The organism is Phenylobacterium ferrooxidans, from assembly GCF_042714595.1.
GTDB lineage: Bacteria > Pseudomonadota > Alphaproteobacteria > Caulobacterales > Caulobacteraceae > Phenylobacterium > Phenylobacterium ferrooxidans.
This window is the reverse complement of the sequence record NZ_JAOTJD010000062.1, coordinates 1-15,791: the sequence shown is the minus strand read 5'-3', so window position 1 is coordinate 15,791 and position 15,791 is coordinate 1. Positions and strand designations below refer to the sequence as shown.

Annotated in this window: 12 protein-coding genes and 3 pseudogenes; 2 read left to right on the top strand and 13 right to left on the bottom strand. The window is 63.4% G+C overall.

The features are described 5' to 3' along the window. The 3 genes from OCL97_RS21495 to OCL97_RS21485 form a co-directional block, all read right to left on the bottom strand. On the bottom strand, positions 1–223 hold a 223-nt coding region (locus tag OCL97_RS21495; protein WP_377371745.1), incomplete at its 3' end, for an aldehyde dehydrogenase family protein. A 17-nt stretch (positions 224–240) separates the two neighbouring features. Further along, positions 241–1,326, bottom strand: coding sequence for a Zn-dependent alcohol dehydrogenase (locus OCL97_RS21490; protein ID WP_305703810.1), 1,086 nt, complete (start codon positions 1,324–1,326; stop codon positions 241–243). Positions 1,327–1,418: 92 nt separating this feature from the next. Further along, complete coding sequence (locus tag OCL97_RS21485; RefSeq protein ID WP_305703811.1) at positions 1,419–1,811, bottom strand: alpha/beta hydrolase family protein; 393 nt, start codon at positions 1,809–1,811, stop codon at positions 1,419–1,421. A 278-nt stretch (positions 1,812–2,089) separates the two neighbouring features. On the opposite strand from OCL97_RS21485, the pseudogene OCL97_RS21480 reads away from it, so the two are divergent. Further along, positions 2,090–2,248, top strand: a pseudogene (locus tag OCL97_RS21480) (DUF1330 domain-containing protein); the annotation flags it as partial. A gap of 8 nt (positions 2,249–2,256) precedes the next feature. On the opposite strand, the gene OCL97_RS21475 reads toward OCL97_RS21480, so the two are convergent. The 10 genes and pseudogenes from OCL97_RS21475 to OCL97_RS21430 form a co-directional block, all read right to left on the bottom strand. Next, positions 2,257–3,279, bottom strand: a complete 1,023-nt coding sequence (locus OCL97_RS21475; protein ID WP_377371744.1) for a TauD/TfdA family dioxygenase — start codon at positions 3,277–3,279, stop codon at positions 2,257–2,259. 13 nt (positions 3,280–3,292) lie between these two features. Further along, positions 3,293–5,023 (bottom strand): N-acyl-D-amino-acid deacylase family protein, encoded by a 1,731-nt coding sequence (locus tag OCL97_RS21470; RefSeq protein WP_377371743.1) that lies wholly within the window; start codon positions 5,021–5,023, stop codon positions 3,293–3,295. Positions 5,024–5,263: 240 nt separating this feature from the next. Then, positions 5,264–5,770, bottom strand: a pseudogene (locus tag OCL97_RS21465) (transposase); the annotation flags it as partial. 263 nt (positions 5,771–6,033) lie between these two features. Continuing rightward, positions 6,034–7,689, bottom strand: coding sequence for a GMC family oxidoreductase (locus tag OCL97_RS21460; RefSeq protein WP_377371747.1), 1,656 nt, complete (start codon positions 7,687–7,689; stop codon positions 6,034–6,036). A 340-nt stretch (positions 7,690–8,029) separates the two neighbouring features. Further along, positions 8,030–8,929: an SDR family oxidoreductase gene (locus OCL97_RS21455; RefSeq protein ID WP_068876195.1), complete on the bottom strand. Its 900-nt coding sequence runs from the start codon at positions 8,927–8,929 to the stop codon at positions 8,030–8,032. A 24-nt stretch (positions 8,930–8,953) separates the two neighbouring features. Continuing rightward, positions 8,954–10,510, bottom strand: a complete 1,557-nt coding sequence (locus OCL97_RS21450; protein WP_305703814.1) for an AMP-binding protein — start codon at positions 10,508–10,510, stop codon at positions 8,954–8,956. Between the two features lie 123 nt (positions 10,511–10,633). Next, positions 10,634–11,026 carry a Zn-ribbon domain-containing OB-fold protein gene (locus OCL97_RS21445; RefSeq protein WP_377371742.1) on the bottom strand — a complete coding sequence of 131 codons (393 nt, stop codon included), beginning with the start codon at positions 11,024–11,026 and terminating at the stop codon, positions 10,634–10,636. Further along, entirely contained in the window at positions 11,023–12,198 is a 1,176-nt protein-coding gene (locus tag OCL97_RS21440) for a thiolase domain-containing protein (protein ID WP_377371741.1), read from the bottom strand. Before OCL97_RS21440 ends, OCL97_RS21445 begins: the two co-directional genes overlap by 4 nt. A gap of 398 nt (positions 12,199–12,596) precedes the next feature. Then, positions 12,597–13,293: pseudogene (locus OCL97_RS21435) on the bottom strand (IS6 family transposase). 284 nt (positions 13,294–13,577) lie between these two features. Further along, on the bottom strand, positions 13,578–14,864 hold the full coding sequence (locus OCL97_RS21430; protein ID WP_377371740.1) for a cytochrome P450: 1,287 nt from the start codon (positions 14,862–14,864) through the stop codon (positions 13,578–13,580). Positions 14,865–15,086: 222 nt separating this feature from the next. Here OCL97_RS21430 and OCL97_RS21425 point away from each other — a divergent pair, with 222 nt between their 5' ends. Then, entirely contained in the window at positions 15,087–15,692 is a 606-nt protein-coding gene (locus tag OCL97_RS21425; RefSeq protein ID WP_377371739.1) for a TetR/AcrR family transcriptional regulator, read from the top strand. Positions 15,693–15,791 lie beyond the last annotated feature (99 nt).

The following is a 15,791-nucleotide window of genomic DNA, read 5'->3' as shown; positions in this document are numbered from 1 at the left end:
CCAGGATGCGGCCCAGGACTTCCAGGCGCTCCTCGCGGGTGGTCTGGCTCCAGGCCGGGAAGGCGGCGCGGGCGGCCATGACGGCCTTGTCCACGTCGGTGGCGTTGCCCAGTGAGATCTTGCCGCAGACGCCCTCGGTGGCCGGGTTGATGACGTCGAGGGTCTTCTTCTCGACCGGATCGACCCATTCACCGTTGATGTAGAACTTCAGGTACTCGCGCATGGGCTCTCGCTAACTCGTTAGATGTTGAACATGATGACCGAACGGGCCAGTTCGCCGCGCTTCATGTCGGCGAAGCCCTCGTTGACCTGCTCCAGCTTGATGCGCTGGGAGATCATCTGGTCGAGCTTCAGCTTGCCGTTCATGTAGAAGTCCACCAGGCGAGGCATGTCGACCGGGAAGCGGTTGGAGCCCATCATCGAGCCCTGCAGCTTCTTCTCGCCCAGGAAGGCGGCGCCCATCAGGGTGATGCTCTGGCCGACCGGGATCATGCCGATGATGTTGGCCGTGCCGCCGCGGCGCAGCATGTTGAAGGCCTGCTCGGCGGTCTTGGACAGGCCGATGGCCTCGAAGGAGTGGTGCACCCCGCCCTTGGTCATTTCGAGCACTTCCTTGACCGCATCGGTCTGGGAGGCGTCGATGAAGTCGGTGGCGCCGAACTCCATGGCCAGGTTGCCCTTGGAGGCGACCATGTCGATGGCGATGATGCGGCCGGCGCCGGCGATGGCCGCGCCGTTGATCGCCGACAGGCCCACGCCGCCGCAGCCGATGACGGCCACGGTCTCGCCCGGACGGACGCTGGAGGTGTGGATCGCCGCGCCGACCCCGGTCATCACCGAGCAGCCGATCAGGGCGGCGCGGTCGAGCGGCATGTCCTTGCGGATCGCGACGCAGGCATGCTCGTGGATCAGCATGTGCTCGGCGAAGGACGACAGGTTCAGGAACTGGATCATCGGGCCGGCGGAGGTGGTCAGCCGGGGCTCTTCATCGGCGCCGCGCTTGGTCTCGGGCGAGACGCAGAGCGAGAGGTGGCCCGTCAGGCAGGACTCACAGTGACCGCAATAGGCCGAAAGGCAGGTGATGACATGGTCGCCCACCTTCACGGTGCGGACTTCCGAGCCCACCTGCTCGACGATCCCGGCGCTCTCGTGGCCCAGCACCGCCGGCAGCGGGTGCGGGTAGGAGCCTTCCATGAAGTGCAGATCGGAGTGGCACAGGCCCGCGGCCACGGTGCGGATCAGGACCTCGTGGGGCCCCGGCTTGTTGATCTGGACGTCTTCGATCTGAAGCGGCTTGCCCACTTCGCGCAGCACGGCGGCTTTCATCCTGGCGTTCCCCGAACAGCGCCCGTCTTAGCGGGCGGATTATCGAAGTCCGGGTATGCCCGAGACTTCCGAGAGGCCAACCTTATCGCCGTTCAGATGGCGCGCGCCAAGGGAAATTGGCGGCTCTCCTCAGGCACTCGCGGGCGCCGCGGGTTTGAGCGCGATAGGGTCATTCGTTTGGGCCAGGCCGCCGGCCATTTCGGCCAGCGCAGGCGGAAGTCACGCCGCGGCGGGATGAAACCCTCCAGGGTGGCCAGCAGGTCCTCGGCGGGGCCGTCGTTGAGGAAATGGTTGGCGCCAGCCACCCGCTCGAAGCGCATCGGCCGCCGCGTGCGGGTCTCGGCCACCAGTTTCTCGGCCAGCTTGATGGGCGCGAAATCGTCCTGATCGCCGTGCACGACGTGGACCGGGACCTTGAGGTTGCGCAGAGCCGTATGGCATGCCGTGCAGCTGGTCGGGCTGGTTGGTGACCTCCAGGACGGCATGGCGCACGTCGCGGGGAATGATCTTCAGCATCCGGGCCCCGACCTTCAGCAGCCACGCGGCCGTCGGTCCGGGCTGGCCGTAATAGCCCGACAGCAGCACCAGGCCGGCCACCTTGCCGGGATTCGGGGGACGGTCAGAGTGACCCGACAGGTTGCTCAACCTGCATTCTTAGGTGACACACCCTGTTCCTTAACGGGCGATCCCCATGCGTTGACGTTAGCCCAACGTGACTGGTTGCGACGACGCGATGCCTGCAAAGCAGCTTTGTGCATTAAGGAGCTTTATCGCCGAATATCCCGGCGGCGGCGCCTTCCTGGCGATGGTGACGGACCCCGAGTACCGCGAACTGGTCAAGCACCGGCAGGCGGCGGTGGAGGATTCGCGCCTGATCCGCATGGCCCCGGTGGCGGACCCTGGGGAGGGGTTCGGGGAGTAGCTGAGCCGCTACTCCGCCGCGTCCAGCCGGCTGATCACCCGCTTGTCGTTCCAGTGGGTGTCGATGTTGCGCCGGAAGTAGGGCGGCCGATCGGACAGCACCTCGGTCTCCAGCCACAGGCGCTTCAGGTGGCGGATCTTTCCCGCCGCGCGGTCGTCCTGGTATTCGGTGCGGCCGTGCAGGACGTGGAAGTTGTTGACGAACTGCATGTCGCCGGGCTCGAAGCCCATGATCACCGAATAGCGGCCGCTCTCGGCCGCGTCCTCGATCCAGGTCAGGGCTTCCCGGGCCTTGTCGGTCAGCCGGGGAGCGTCGGGGATGCGCTGGGAGGCGCGGATGTATTGCGGGATCGCCCGTACGAACAGGCGGTCGTTCCATTCGGTGAACACCGGCACCGTGTACCAGCCCTTGGTCCCCGGCTTCTGCTCGCCGCGGAAATCGTAGGGCTGGGGCAGATACATTTCCGCCGCCAGGTCCGGCCGCTCCCGCACCAAGTCGTTGTGCAGGGCGACCGAGTTGGCCACGCCCGAGAGGCCGCCGGAGACGCCATTGGCCAAGCACATCAGACCCACGAGGTCCGCGCCGTCGCAGTGGTAGCCGAGCTTGATGCCGCCCAGCTCGTTGCCGCGGGCGGTGGGGTCGTCCAGGGCCTTGCCCTGGTCGGTGACGTCGCCCAACAGGTGGCCGTACTTGTTCTGCGCCCAGGGTTTGCCCAGGTGCATGCCGATGCCCCAGTAGATCAGGCACATCTCGTCGTTGGAGTAGTGGTCGCGTTCAACGCCGCGGATGCGCACGAAGCCGCGGCCGTTGATCAGCTCGTTCTCGATCCGCTTCAGCCGCGCCGTCAGGGTCGGCAGGGGAAAGTCCGCCGCGCCGATATCCAGCAGATCGCTGGACTTGGCGCCCGCATGCTCCACAGCCGCGGCGATCTCGTCGCACTCGGCCTGGGTCAGCATCTCCGTCCACGCGGTCGGATCGGCGACATCCTCGGCGCGCCATTCGCAATGGGTTTCCAGAAGCCTGGGGGTCATGGTCATCCCTCCCCTATTCCGCCGCCATTGCCGACGGCGCAGCCTGGGCGCCGCGTAGCAGCCGGCCCGGTAGCGCGCCGGTGGGCTCGCCGTTGCGATAGGTGACGTCGCCGGCGACGATGGTCACCACATAGCCGTCGGCCCGCTGGATCAGCCGCCGCCCACCCGCCGGCAGATCGTAGGCGACCTCCGGCGCGCGAAGGCGCAGATGGTCGTAATCGATGACGTTGAGGTCGGCGCGCAGCCCGACCGCGATCCGGCCGCGGTCGAACAGCCCCACCGATTCGGCGGTGTCACGGCACTGCATGCGGATCACCGCCTCCAGGGGCAGCTTGGGGCCCCGGGTGCGGTCGCGGGTCCAGTGGGTGAGCAGGCTGGTTGGGAAGCTGCCGTCGCAGATCATGCCCACATGGGCGCCGCCGTCGCTGAGGCCGGGCACCGTGTTGGGATCGGTGAGCATCTCATAGGCCGCGTCGAGGGAGCCGTCGGCGTAGTTGAGGAAGGGCACATAGAGCATACCCTTGCCGTCCTGCGACAGCATGTGGTCGAGGGCGACCGCCTCGTTACTGAGGCCGCGCGCGCGGGCCTGGAAGGCCACCGTGGATTCCTCGGTCGGCTCGTAATCGGGCTCGGCGGCCATCAGATGCATCTGGTCCCAGGCCTGGACCATGCCGCGGGCGCCGTCCTTGGGATCTTCCGACAACAGCTGCGCGCGCACCGCCGGATCGCGCAGGCGAGCCAGCTTTTCGGCGAGGGGCAGCTTGGCCATCTCGCGATAGGTGGGATGGAAGCTGAATGGGGTCATAGTCAGCTCCAGGCCGAACAGCACCCCGACGGGCCGCGCGGCCACCTGAGCCTTCATCGGCAGGCCGGCGGCCACCGCGTCGGCGAGGGCGGCCAGCAGCACCTTGTAGGCCCGGGGCCCGCGCGGGCTCTGCACCAGGGTGAAGGCCAACGGTCGGCCGGAGGCCTCCACCAGCCGGCGCATCATGGCGAACTCGGCCTCGGGATCGTTGAAGTCGGACACGAACTGCAGCGTGCCGCGGCCGGCGGCCTTCAGCCCCATCGCGATGCCCATCAGTTCGTCTTCGCCCGCGGTGAGCGTCGGAGTCGGCTGACCGTCGCTGGTGCGGTGGTTGAGTGTGCGGGAGGTGGAAAAGCCCATGGCCCCGACCTCGGCCGCGCGGCGGGCGATGGCGGCCATGGCGGCGATGTCGGCTGGGGTTGCGGCCTCGCGATTGGCGCCGCGCTCGCCCATCACATTCACCCGCACCGCGGCGTGGGGCAACTGGGCGCCGATGTCGATGTCGAAGCGCCGCCGGCTGAGCGCGTCCAGGTAGTCGGGGAAACTCTCCCAGTTCCAGGGCAGGCCCTGGCTGAGCACCGGGAAGGGGATGTCCTCCACCCCCTCCATCAAGCGCACCAGCCGGTCGTGGTCCTCGGGTTTGCAGGGGGCGAAGCCCACCCCGCAATTGCCCATGATCACGCTGGTCACCCCGTGCCAGGACGATGGCTGCATGCGCTCGTCCCAGGTGGCCTGGCCGTCATAGTGGGTATGGACGTCGACGAAGCCGGGGCTGACCAGCTTGCCGCGGGCCTCGATCTCCTCGCGGCCCCGGCCGTTCACCTGGCCGACAGCGACGATGCGGCCGTCCTTGATCCCGACATCGGCCTCACGGCCCGTCGCGCCCGTGCCGTCCACCAGATGGCCACCGCGCACGACCAGATCGTAAGCCTGTTCCATGACCCGCGTTTCCTTATCGTTGTTTAGTCGATATTTCCCATATGGCCGGCGCATCCTGACATCTTGGTGGACGATAACCCCGGCCCGCGGCGGAGATCAATACCGGCGATCCCGTGATCGCGCTGTTCGCCGCCTGATCGGCGATGTGTTCGCCATTTCGATGGGAATTCCCTGCTCTTGGCCGACGTCTGGACGCACGTCTCCTGTCGATGGTCCACCAGGCCGGTAAGGGTATCCCCCTCAACATCGTGGCAGCGGCGACGGACGCAACGCCGCGATGGCGTCGAGGATCTGCTGGAACAAGTCGTGCGAGACCATGACCTCGGCCATTTGGAACGTGATCGACCGCCCGTGCCGGACGACCTTCGCGCCGATCTTCACCAGCCGGTCGCGTAATGTGGTCATCGACCAATGGCTGACCTCATTGGGCAACGTCAGTGTGCGGAGGAAGTTGGCGAGGTTGTAGGCCAGGGCATGCAGTTGCAGCCGCACGGCATTGGCGGCGAAGCGGCGGCAGGACAGGCGGGTCCAGACGATCGCGTTCTTTCCCTCTTTGATGTGCTGCTCCGCCGTACCCCGCTGATTGTAGAACAGCGTCACCCGTTCCGGCGGCCGGCTTATGTTGGTCACAATGAACCCGACGCGCGGAAACAACTCGCCGGGGTGCCACTCGACCTTCGCTACCACGCGGCGGGCCTTGTTCCACGAGGCCGCCTGATATCTGAAGCTGGCGTAATAACGGCGGACATCACGCCAGAGCCCGGTCGCCGTTGCGACATCTGATCATGGTGTCAGCTTGCGCGGGTCTTCCCGGGAAGGCCGGGAAGACGTCAAGCGAGATGGGAAAGAGTAACTCCAGGGTTGAGGGGTCCGACGGCCCGCCCCTCCCGTCTCATCAATAGGTCAGCCAAGCCTCAGACACATCTCGGCTTACGGAGTTACGGCCCAGGATTGGAACGGTCACCAACGTCGAGGACAAGCGTGTATCGTGTATCTGTCTTCATCGTTCTTCATATCTCTCTTGCCGCCATCGCCTTCCCGAGGATCATGTCCGAAGCCTTTTCAGCGATCATCATCGTCGGTGCGTTGGTGTTGCCTGAAACGAGGCGCGGCATGACCGAGGCGTCTACGACGCGCAGCGCCTCAACGCCTCGCACCCGGAGCTGCGAATCTACCACAGCCATAGGCCCGCGGCCCATCATGCAGGTGCCGACCGGGTGGTAGATGGTGGTGCCGCCCATGCGAGCATAAGTCAGCAACATTTCGTCAGTCTCGAATCCTAGCCCGGGGTTCATCTCGTGGTCGATGTAGCGAGCGAGAGCCGGTTGGCTCGCTATCTTGCGTCCCCACTTAAGGCCCGCAATCGCGACCTCTTGGTCGAGCGGATCGGCCAAATAGTTGGGCGCGATAGCTGGGTAAACGCTGGAGTCGGCCGACTTGATGCGGATCGTGCCACGGCTTTCAGGGCGCAGTTGGCAGGGAGCGATGGTGAGGCCTGGCTCACCTTCAAGTTCCATCTTCTGCTGGGTGGCGAGCTTTTCTGCGTCCATGGTGGCCGGCAAGATATGGAACTGGATGTCAGGTGTAGAGAGATCGGGCCGCGATTTGACGAAGGCGGCGATATGCGCGGCCGACAGCGTGAGAAGCCCCCGCCTCAAGAAGGCGTACTTCAGGGCCTCGCCCACCAGTCGCCGACCTTTCGACATCTCATTGACGGAGAGGACGCCCTTCTTCAACCGGTAACGCAGTCCGACCACGTAGTGATCTTGCAGGTTTTCGCCTACGCCCGGCACATCCGCCACCACGGGAATGCCATGCTCCTGCAGTAGGGCCGCAGGACCGACGCCAGAAAGCTGTAGGAGTTGGGGCGAATTGACCGCGCCGCCGGCCAGGATCACCTCGGCACTGGCTGTCGCCGTCCGTCGCATACCGTTCTGGGTGAACTCGACGCCGACCGCGCGCTTCTCCCGGAAGAGGACCCGGGTGGCGAGGGAACCGGTTTCAACGACAAGGTTCGATCGCTTCAGAACCGGATGTAGATATGCGACCGCGGCGGACCAGCGCCGACCGTTCTTCATTGTCACCTGGAACCAAGTCGCCCCTTCCTGCTGAGCGGCGTTCAGATCCTCTATACGCGGCAGGCCCGCCTGCACACATGCATCTATGACGGCGTCCGACACAGGATGGCCGTCGCGCATGTCGGAGACGTTTAGGGGGCCACCCGTGGCGTTCCAATCGTCGGCTCCGCGCTCCTGATGCTGCGAACGCAGAAAATACGGCTTCACATCATCATAGGACCAGCCTTCGCATCCGAGCTGCCGCCAGCCATCATAATCTTCCCGCTGGCCGCGAATGTAGAGCATCGCGTTGATTGAGGATGAGCCGCCCAACACCTTGCCACGCGGCCAGGCATGCTGACGCCCGCCCGAGCCGGGATCGGGTTCGGTTTGGTAGAGCCAGTTGACCTTCGGGTCCTTTAACGTCTGCGAGTAACCCACAGGCACATGGATCATCACATTCGATAAGAATTGTGAGGGGTTATGCATCGGCCGGTCGTCGCCGCCTGCTTCCAATAGAAGCACGCGCGTCTTGCCGTCAGCGGTAAGACGATTGGCGAGGACGCATCCTGCCGATCCCGCACCCACGATAATGTAGTCCACCTGCAGGCTAATGGCACGAACTCCAACGCTTACCAAATATCAATATTGCACGACCATAGTCGATAAGCCTTGAGCCGAGATGTACGAACAATAACGCCATCGTTTTAGAGGAAATATTACTCTGGAATACCTGGCGGATATGGCCCTTCCCTTCTCGGAAAGCTACAGTATTGAAGAGTCCACCGCTGATGGTTGTGCGCTCGGGCAGCGAACGCCGAGTCCTAAAGGGATTTTCTTTCACTATCAGCATTCGAGTCATTCGGTCGCCCGCCCCTTTTCGTCTTAGATCGCCGTTGGGAACCAGCGGACCTGAATCGGTGGTCCGCCTTGCCTGATTGGGAACGCCTCAACCGCCAATCGCATCCGGCTGTCTCGACTTGCTGATGAGGTCCTTGACGATTGGGCCGAGTTCGTTCGGGTCGAAACGCCGCTTCGGATTTATGGCCGGCCCGCGATGCCAGCGCTCGAAGACTGTCAGCCGCCCCCCCGTGGATTCGAAGACCTGGCCCGTCACGTCCTTCGACTCGCTGCTCCCGAGCCAGACGACGATCGGTGCGATATTGGCCGGATCACGGGGGTTCCACTCACCCGCAGGCACCTCGACGCCGTAACCAAGATCTTCCGTCATCCGGGTAAGCGCCCCCGGCGAGATCGCGTTCACCGTGACCCCGTAGCGCGCGAGCTCCATCGCCGCGGTAATCGTAAAGGCGGCGATGCCCGCCTTGGCCGCGCCATAGTTGCATTGCCCCTGATTGCCCAGTAACCCGGAAACAGAAGTAGTATTGATGATCCGAGCGTCGACTGGATTGCCTTCCTTGGCGCGCGCCCGCCAATAATCAGCGGCGTGGCGAGCTGGACAAAAAGTGCCGCGAAGATGAACCTTGATGACCGCATCCCATTCGTCGATCGCCATGTTGGCCAGCATGCGATCGCGCAAAATGCCAGCGTTGCTCACGAGAACATCGAGGCTGCCAAAAGTCGCGGTCGCCTGATCGATCATCCGTTTGGCGCCCTCCCAGTCTGATACGTCGTCGCCATTGGCGACCGCCTCTCCTCCCATCGCCCTGATTTCCGCCACCACGGCTTCAGCGGGTTCGCTCGATCTGCCCTCCCCCGTCCGCTCGCTACCGAGATCATTCACCACAATCCTGGCGCCTTGGCGCGCAAACTCTAGGCAGTGCTCCCGCCCTATACCCCTCGCCCCACCCGTCACAATGACGACGCGCCCCTCGCACAATCCAGCCATTCCCAGATCCTTGTTTCGTTGGATTTAGATCTTCTTCTCGCCCTGCCAGTATCTATCGCGGACCGTTCGTCGCACGATCTTGCCGGTCTCAAGCCGCGGAAGATCATCGGCGAAATCGACGGTGCGCGGGCGTTTGTAAGTGGCGAGGCGCGCCGCCGCGAAGACCAGTATTTCCTCGGCCAGCGCCTCGTTGGGTTCGTATCCTTGGTTGAGTTGAATCACGGCCTTGACTTCTTCACCCCAGTCCGGGTTAGGCACGCCCACCGTCGCCACATCCTTGACCGCCGGGTGTTGGAGGACCTCCTGATCGATTTCCGATGGATAGATATTCACTCCGCCAGAGATGATTACCTCGGCGCTGCGGCCGGTCAGAAAGAGAAATCCATCCTCGTCCACGTAGCCCAGATCACCCATCGTGTAGAACGCTCCACGGTAGACGCCTGCAGTCTTCTCCGGAGCTTTGAAGTACTCGAACCTCCCGGTTGCAGGCGCCTCAAAATAGACGGTTCCAACATCGCCCTGCGGCAATTCCTTACCATTCTCATCCTGAATCTGCATGACGACCCCCGCAGTGGGCCTGCCTACAGAGCCAAGTTTGTTCAGCCACTCGGCCGGCTCGATGAACACCCCGCCGCCTTCGGTTGCGCCATAGTATTCGAAAACAACGGGCCCTAGCCATTCGAGCGCCGCCTGCTTCACATGCACCGGACATGGAGCCGCGCCGTGAAGCACCCAGCGCAGTGATGAAACATCATATTTCGAGCGGATGTCGGGGGTGAGGTGGAGGAGCCGATTGAGCATCGTCGGCACGATGTGGGTATGGGTGATGCGATGCTGATCGACTAAACGGAGCATTGCCTCCGCATCCCATTTGTCCATCAGTAACGTGTGAACCCCCGCGGAGAGCGGGAGCAGGAGATTCAGGCTCAGAGGTGCGGCGTGATAGAGCGGTCCGGTCACCACCGAAACGTCGTCTGCGCCATTGAACTGCGCCGTCTCGACCATTTTTGCAAAAAGAGAGGAAGCTGGTGGCGCGCTGCCCCGATAGACACCCTTAGGATGCCCCGTCGTGCCCGAAGTGTAGAGCATCTGACTGCCCAGAAGGGGATTTGGAACATTCTCGCCGGATTCGCGCGCCATCAACGTGTCGTATGACGCGAAACCCTTGATCGGCCCGCCCACCGCGAGCGTGACGCGCAGACCAGACGTTGCGGAGGCCGCTTGGATCGCGGCTGCCGCGAGCCGAGCGTCAGCAACGAAGGCCTTAGCCTCGCAGTTCTCGACGATATACGCGACTTCGTCAGCAGTAAGGTGCCAGTTGACCGGCGTTAGTCGGAACCCGGCGCGTTGGCAGGCCATGACCGTTTCGACGAATTCTGGTCGGTTAACGCAGAGAAGCGCCACCCCATCGCCGGGCACTAAGCCGGCGCCCCGCAGCAACTCGACGAGACGATTAGCTTGTGCGTTCAACTCCGAAAATGTGCGGTCGCCTTGTTCGGACGAAATCGCAAGGCGGTCTGGTGCGCGCGCGGCGTGCCAGGCGACAACCATGCCTTTGGCCGCAGCGTCCTCGAACGACATCCTAAGCATGGGTCACACCGTTTAGCCTGAAGCCGAGCAACGGCTTATTGGATTGGGGAGCGATCTGAGATAGTCGCGCCATACCCCATCGGGGCTGAAGCCGCTTTCGATTCGCAGAGGCGGTCATAGAGGGGCGAACATCGGAATCGCGCAGCCGTCTTCGGCCTCGACAAAATGAACACGGACCCTTTGCCCGATACGAAGCGCCCCGGCATCGCAGTCAACGATGTTGGTCAGCATCGTTACGCCCTCATTCAGGGTCACGTAGGCGATGATGTGTGGCGGGTCCGCCTGGCGTGTGACGGAGAAACTGTAGATTTGACCGAGGCCCGACGTTTCCTTGAGCTCGGTCTCAGTTGAATAGCAAATTGGGCATATCGAGCGCGGGTAGTAATGGTTTTCGCCGCAGGCATTGCAAAACCCGACCATGAGCCGGCCTTGTCCCGCCGCCTCCCAGAACGGCTTGTTCTCGACGTTCGTAACGACGCGGCGCTTGAATTCGTTCAGATTGCTCATGCGTCTTGGTTTCCGAGAATTAGGGTCGCGCTTCCCATGCGGGAGCCAAGAAGCCCCCCGGTCCCGTGCGCCAGGGCGATGTCACAGTCGGGCACCTGGACGCGAGGATGGGCCACGCCCCGTACCTGACGAACCGCTTCGATGACTTTTGTCATGCCGCCACGGTTGCCCGGGTGGTTGTTGCATAGCCCACCACCGTCGGTGTTGAACGGCAAGCGCCCAACTCCGGAAATGAGGTTGCCGTCGGAGACGAACCGCCCCCCCGCTCCTTTTTCGCAGAATCCGAGATCCTCAATGGTCTCGAGCACCGTGATCGTGAACGAGTCGTAGATTGATGCGTATTTGATGTCCTTCGCCGTCACGCCCGCCTCTTCGAAGGCCTTCGGCCCCGACCAGCGCGCGCCAGAAAACGTCAGATCGACCCGTCCCGCCGAGAGATGCTTGGGCGCCTCGCCGGCGCCCAGAACCTTGACCAGAGGGCGTCGCAACCCTCTGGCTACGGCTTCGCTGACGACGACCAAGCCTCCCCCGCCGTCGGTAATCACGCAGCAATCGAGCCGATGAAGCGGATCCGCGATCATCGGAGAGGCCAAGACTTCGTCGACCGTCACTATGTTTCGTAGCCTGGCGTTCTCATTGTACTGAGCATGATGGGAGGCCGCGACCTTGATCCAGGCCAGTTGCTCGGACGTTGTTCCGAACTCGTGCATGTGGCGCTTGGCGCACATCGCATACATGTTGGCCACATTTGCGCCGAACGGCGCCTCGAACGGAAAATCCGGCGCTTCGGTATTGTGAAACCCGCCCGACTTGCCCTCTTTTGCGTCCGCTAAGGGGCGGCCCGCTAGCGTGATGAGTGCGATGTTGCAGTGACCGGCCGCGATCGCCTGCGCCGCATGATTGACATGGACCAGATAGGAGGACCCGCCGGTTTCGGTGCTGTCCATGTGCCGTACGTTCTGCAGGCCGAGGTACTCGATCATGTTGAGCGGACCCAGGCCAGGCGCATCGCCGGCGCAGAAGTACGCGTCCACATCACCCATGCTCAGCCCTGCGTCAGCGATCGCCCCCTTCGCAATTTCGGCATGCAGTTGCGCGAGCGTCTTGTTCGCCGCCCCCCTGCAGGGATGCTCATAGATTCCTGCGACAAAGGCTTTGCCTCGAATGCTCACGTCCCGCCCCTAACTCAGTCGGCCACTGAGGCCACGTCACGGCGAAGGGACTGCCTTCGACCCACGATTTTCGGTTCTTGGCTAACCCATCGCTAGGCTGACCGGGTTCCATTAACGGCGAATCTGGCCGCCCGTCGGGGCGATCCTTATCTCCCATATAGGAGGAAGACAAAAACACATATATGTCAGACTAGGTCAAGGCTTCGGATTGCGACCCGAATCGCTCTGGTGGTCGCCAAGGCGTAGGCGCCGCCCCGATCACCGTGGGCGGCGCGGGCATGTGAGAGCCGCGCCGGCGGACCACGCGCAGTAGGGTGTAGTTGCTGACGGGCAGCATCAGGGGGACTGGCAGGTTAACTCCGCCCGCCCGCCCGCAAGCCGCCCTGCCCTACCCCTGATCAGACCGCTGCCGTCGCTTCGATCCAGGCATGATGGGCCGCCGCCCGGTAGGTCCGGAGCGCGGATCGGCGGATTAGGTGCTCTTGGACGTTGAAGCAATGTTAGATGGCGGCGTCGGTGGAGAGGATGCCTCTGGGCTGAGCCCTGCGACTTGAACTTCTGCTGTTTCCGTTCTCATCGTCGGATCGGAAGGTGGCTGTTCTCAGCCCGATTGTTGGCCTGCCGTCCGCTCGGTCGGTGGGCGCCTTTCAGTCCGAGTTCGCGCACGGCCGCGCCGTAGGACGCCAGCTTGTCGGTGGTGATCGTTTCGGGGTGGATACCCTGGTTTCGTCGCAGGCGACGCAGCAACTTCAGCGCCGCCGCCTTATTTCGCCGCTTCTGGACCAAGACGTCGAGAACATCGTCCTCGTCATCGACGGCGCGCCAAAGCCACATCTTCCGACCGCCGATCCGGACGAACATCTCATCCAGATGCCACCGACCTGTCGGTGGCGATCGCCGCCGGCGCAAGTTCGCCGCGATCAGCGGGCCAAACTTGATCGCCCAACAGCGGACCGTCTCGCGGCTGACTTCGATTCCGCGCTGGGCCAGAGCTCCTCGACATCACGAAAACTGAGCGTGAGCCTGAAATACAGCCACACTAGCTTGCTGGATCACTTCGACCGGAAACCGATGACGCTTGAACGAGATCGGCATCACGAAAATCTCCACCTCAGCGCCTGACCACGCCAAACTGGAGACCCTTACCACTTTGCCTGCCAGCACCTCACAGTGTCGTTCTCCCCCACGCCCACGGCGTTGGGCATTGCCTGTGGCAGGTCTCTTAGCCAGGCCGGCAAGCTGCGAGCCGCCGGGACCGGTCGGGGCAGCAGGCCATCCAGCGCCTGCGGGCAGCGAAAAGTGATCGTTAGGCGATCAGTTTGGGGAGATGTCGCCATTTTCCGGTCTCGTGCCACACTTTGGCGCGTGGCCCTGGTCACTCAGTTCCGCGTAGGTATGATCACCGGCAGACTTTCGTAGCCGTGAACGAAGGCGGAGTAGTTCAGCACGGGATCGCCGACCACCTTGATCTCCGGGAAGCGCTTGAGGATCTCCTCCCAGATGATGGTCAGCTGCATCTCGGCCACGCGGTTGCCGACGCAGCGGTGGATGCCGAAGCCGAACGACATGTGCTGCCTGGGCCGTTCGCGATCGATGATGAACTCGTTGGGCCGGTCCACCACGGTCTCATCGCGGTTGCCCGAAATATACCACATGACGACCCGGTCGCCCTTCTTGATGGTTTTTCCGTGCATCACAACGTCGCGCGTCGCCACCCGGCTCATGTGGGCCAGCGGCGTCTGCCAGCGGATGGTCTCGGAGACCATCGACAGCACCAGATCGGGATTGGCCCGAAGCTTGGCGTATTGATCCGGGTTCTTGTTGAGCGCGAACACACTGCCGGAGATGGTGTTGCGGGTGGTGTCGTTGCCCCCGACGATCAGCAGGACGACATTGCCCTGATAGGCATCCATGGGCATGTCCCGGGTGGCCGGATTGTGCGCCAACATCGAGATCAGGTCATTGCCCGGCTGAGCATTGACCCGCTGGTTCCACAATTCCTGGAAGGCCCCAAAGCACTCGAAGATCGCCGCGCCCTTGTGCTCCCAGCTCTCCACCGGCCCGTGGCCCGGCATATTCGTGAACATATCCGACCACCAGGTCAGCTTGCGGCGCTGTTCGAACGGGAAGTCGAACAGGGTGGCCAGGGTCATGGCCGTCAGCTCCTTGGACACCAGGTCGACCCAGTCGAACTCCTTGCCGATCGGCAGGGAGTCCAGGATCTGCCCGGCGCGCTCGCGCACCTGCGGCGACATGGCGTGCAGGTTGCTGGGCGCCAGGGTGGGGCTGACCGCCTTGCGGCCCTGACTATGTTCCGGCTCGTCCATCGTAATGAAGCCCGCGGCGCCGCGACGCCGCTTACCCATGATCTTCTCCTGCTCGATCTGGGCCTCGAGGTTTGGCAAGCCAATGCCCTCGGCCGAGGAGAACGCCTCATGGTCGGTGTCCACCGCCATGATGTCGTTCCACTTGGTTATCGACCAGTAAGGGCCGTATTCGCTGTCCGGCGTGAAGTGGACGGGGTCTTCGCGGCGCAAGCGCTCGAACACTGGCCAGATAGTGTCATTGTAGAAGCGGTCCACCCGGGCAGGATTCAGTTTCTCCAGCGGCGTGGCCGCGACTTCGGCCGCCGCGTCAGCTGCTTTGATCTTCGTCGCTATGTTCATGACTTCCATCCCCGTCCGTGGCTCGTCCGCCGAACAACAGGTCCACCCGCAACCCACGGCGGCGACCCTGACAAGGCAGTCTGACGCCGGCTCACAACCATGTCAACGGCCATTGACTTGGTCGGACGGGGCCATTTCTCTGATGCTCAGCCTGTTCTCCGGCGTCGGCTTGACGTAGAGGAACAGACTGAGCGCCAACCTGGTTCGAGCGGGCTTTTTCGGATGAATGACACTGTGGCGCTCGTTGATCTGCCGGCTGGTTCCCGCAAGCGCGACGCAGAGGCGACCCGCGCGGCGATCCTTGAGGCGGCAAAGACCCAGTTCGCCCTTCAGGGGTACGATTGCACCGTGCTGCGGGACATAGCCCGCGAAGCCGGCGTCGATGTGGCCCTGGTGAAGCGCTACTTCGGGGGCAAGGAGGCACTGTTCCTGGAGGCGTTGAACGCGTCATTCGGGACGGATGACGTGCGGGGGTGGGATCGCGCGACGTTCGCCCATGAGGTCGCCGCCGTGTTGGCGGGTAGCCCCCATATCGACGAGGCCAGGACCCACAGATTTCAGTTTCTGCTCCGCGCCGCGACATCGCCGACGACCGCGCCGCTCCTGAATATGCTCGTCCAGGATCGGCTCTTGGGGCCGATCCGGGAGTGGCTAGGCGGGACAGGCGCCGGCGCGCGCGCTCGTATCCTCGCGGCGACCTATGTTGGGTTCCTTGTCGAACGCCTGATCCGCGACGCGCCGCTGCTGGGCCGAGAACGGGAGGAATACTTGACGCGGGTGACGGCGATTTTCGCCGCGTTGATTACCGAGGGCGACGAGCCGAGCTGAACTAGGTCGTAGGGACGATTTAGGATTGAACTAAACCGCTGACGCGGTACGGGCGCACGCCGGGGCTGGCGCGAGGAAGCCCCTGTCTGAGAGGATTTG

Excerpts from the sequence above, each read along its gene's own strand:
- OCL97_RS21490 (WP_305703810.1), bottom strand. The coding sequence starts at position 1,326 with ATGAAAGCCGCCGTGCTGCGCGAAGTGGGCAAGCCGCTTCAGATCGAA.
- OCL97_RS21485 (WP_305703811.1), bottom strand. The coding sequence starts at position 1,811 with ATGCCGTCCTGGAGGTCACCAACCAGCCCGACCAGCTGCACGGCATGC.
- OCL97_RS21475 (WP_377371744.1), bottom strand. The coding sequence starts at position 3,279 with ATGACCCCCAGGCTTCTGGAAACCCATTGCGAATGGCGCGCCGAGGAT.
- OCL97_RS21470 (WP_377371743.1), bottom strand. The coding sequence starts at position 5,023 with ATGGAACAGGCTTACGATCTGGTCGTGCGCGGTGGCCATCTGGTGGAC.
- OCL97_RS21455 (WP_068876195.1), bottom strand. The coding sequence starts at position 8,929 with ATGGCTGGATTGTGCGAGGGGCGCGTCGTCATTGTGACGGGTGGGGCG.
- OCL97_RS21450 (WP_305703814.1), bottom strand. The coding sequence starts at position 10,510 with ATGTCGTTCGAGGACGCTGCGGCCAAAGGCATGGTTGTCGCCTGGCAC.
- OCL97_RS21445 (WP_377371742.1), bottom strand. The coding sequence starts at position 11,026 with ATGAGCAATCTGAACGAATTCAAGCGCCGCGTCGTTACGAACGTCGAG.
- OCL97_RS21430 (WP_377371740.1), bottom strand. The coding sequence starts at position 14,864 with ATGAACATAGCGACGAAGATCAAAGCAGCTGACGCGGCGGCCGAAGTC.
- OCL97_RS21425 (WP_377371739.1), top strand. The coding sequence starts at position 15,087 with ATGAATGACACTGTGGCGCTCGTTGATCTGCCGGCTGGTTCCCGCAAG.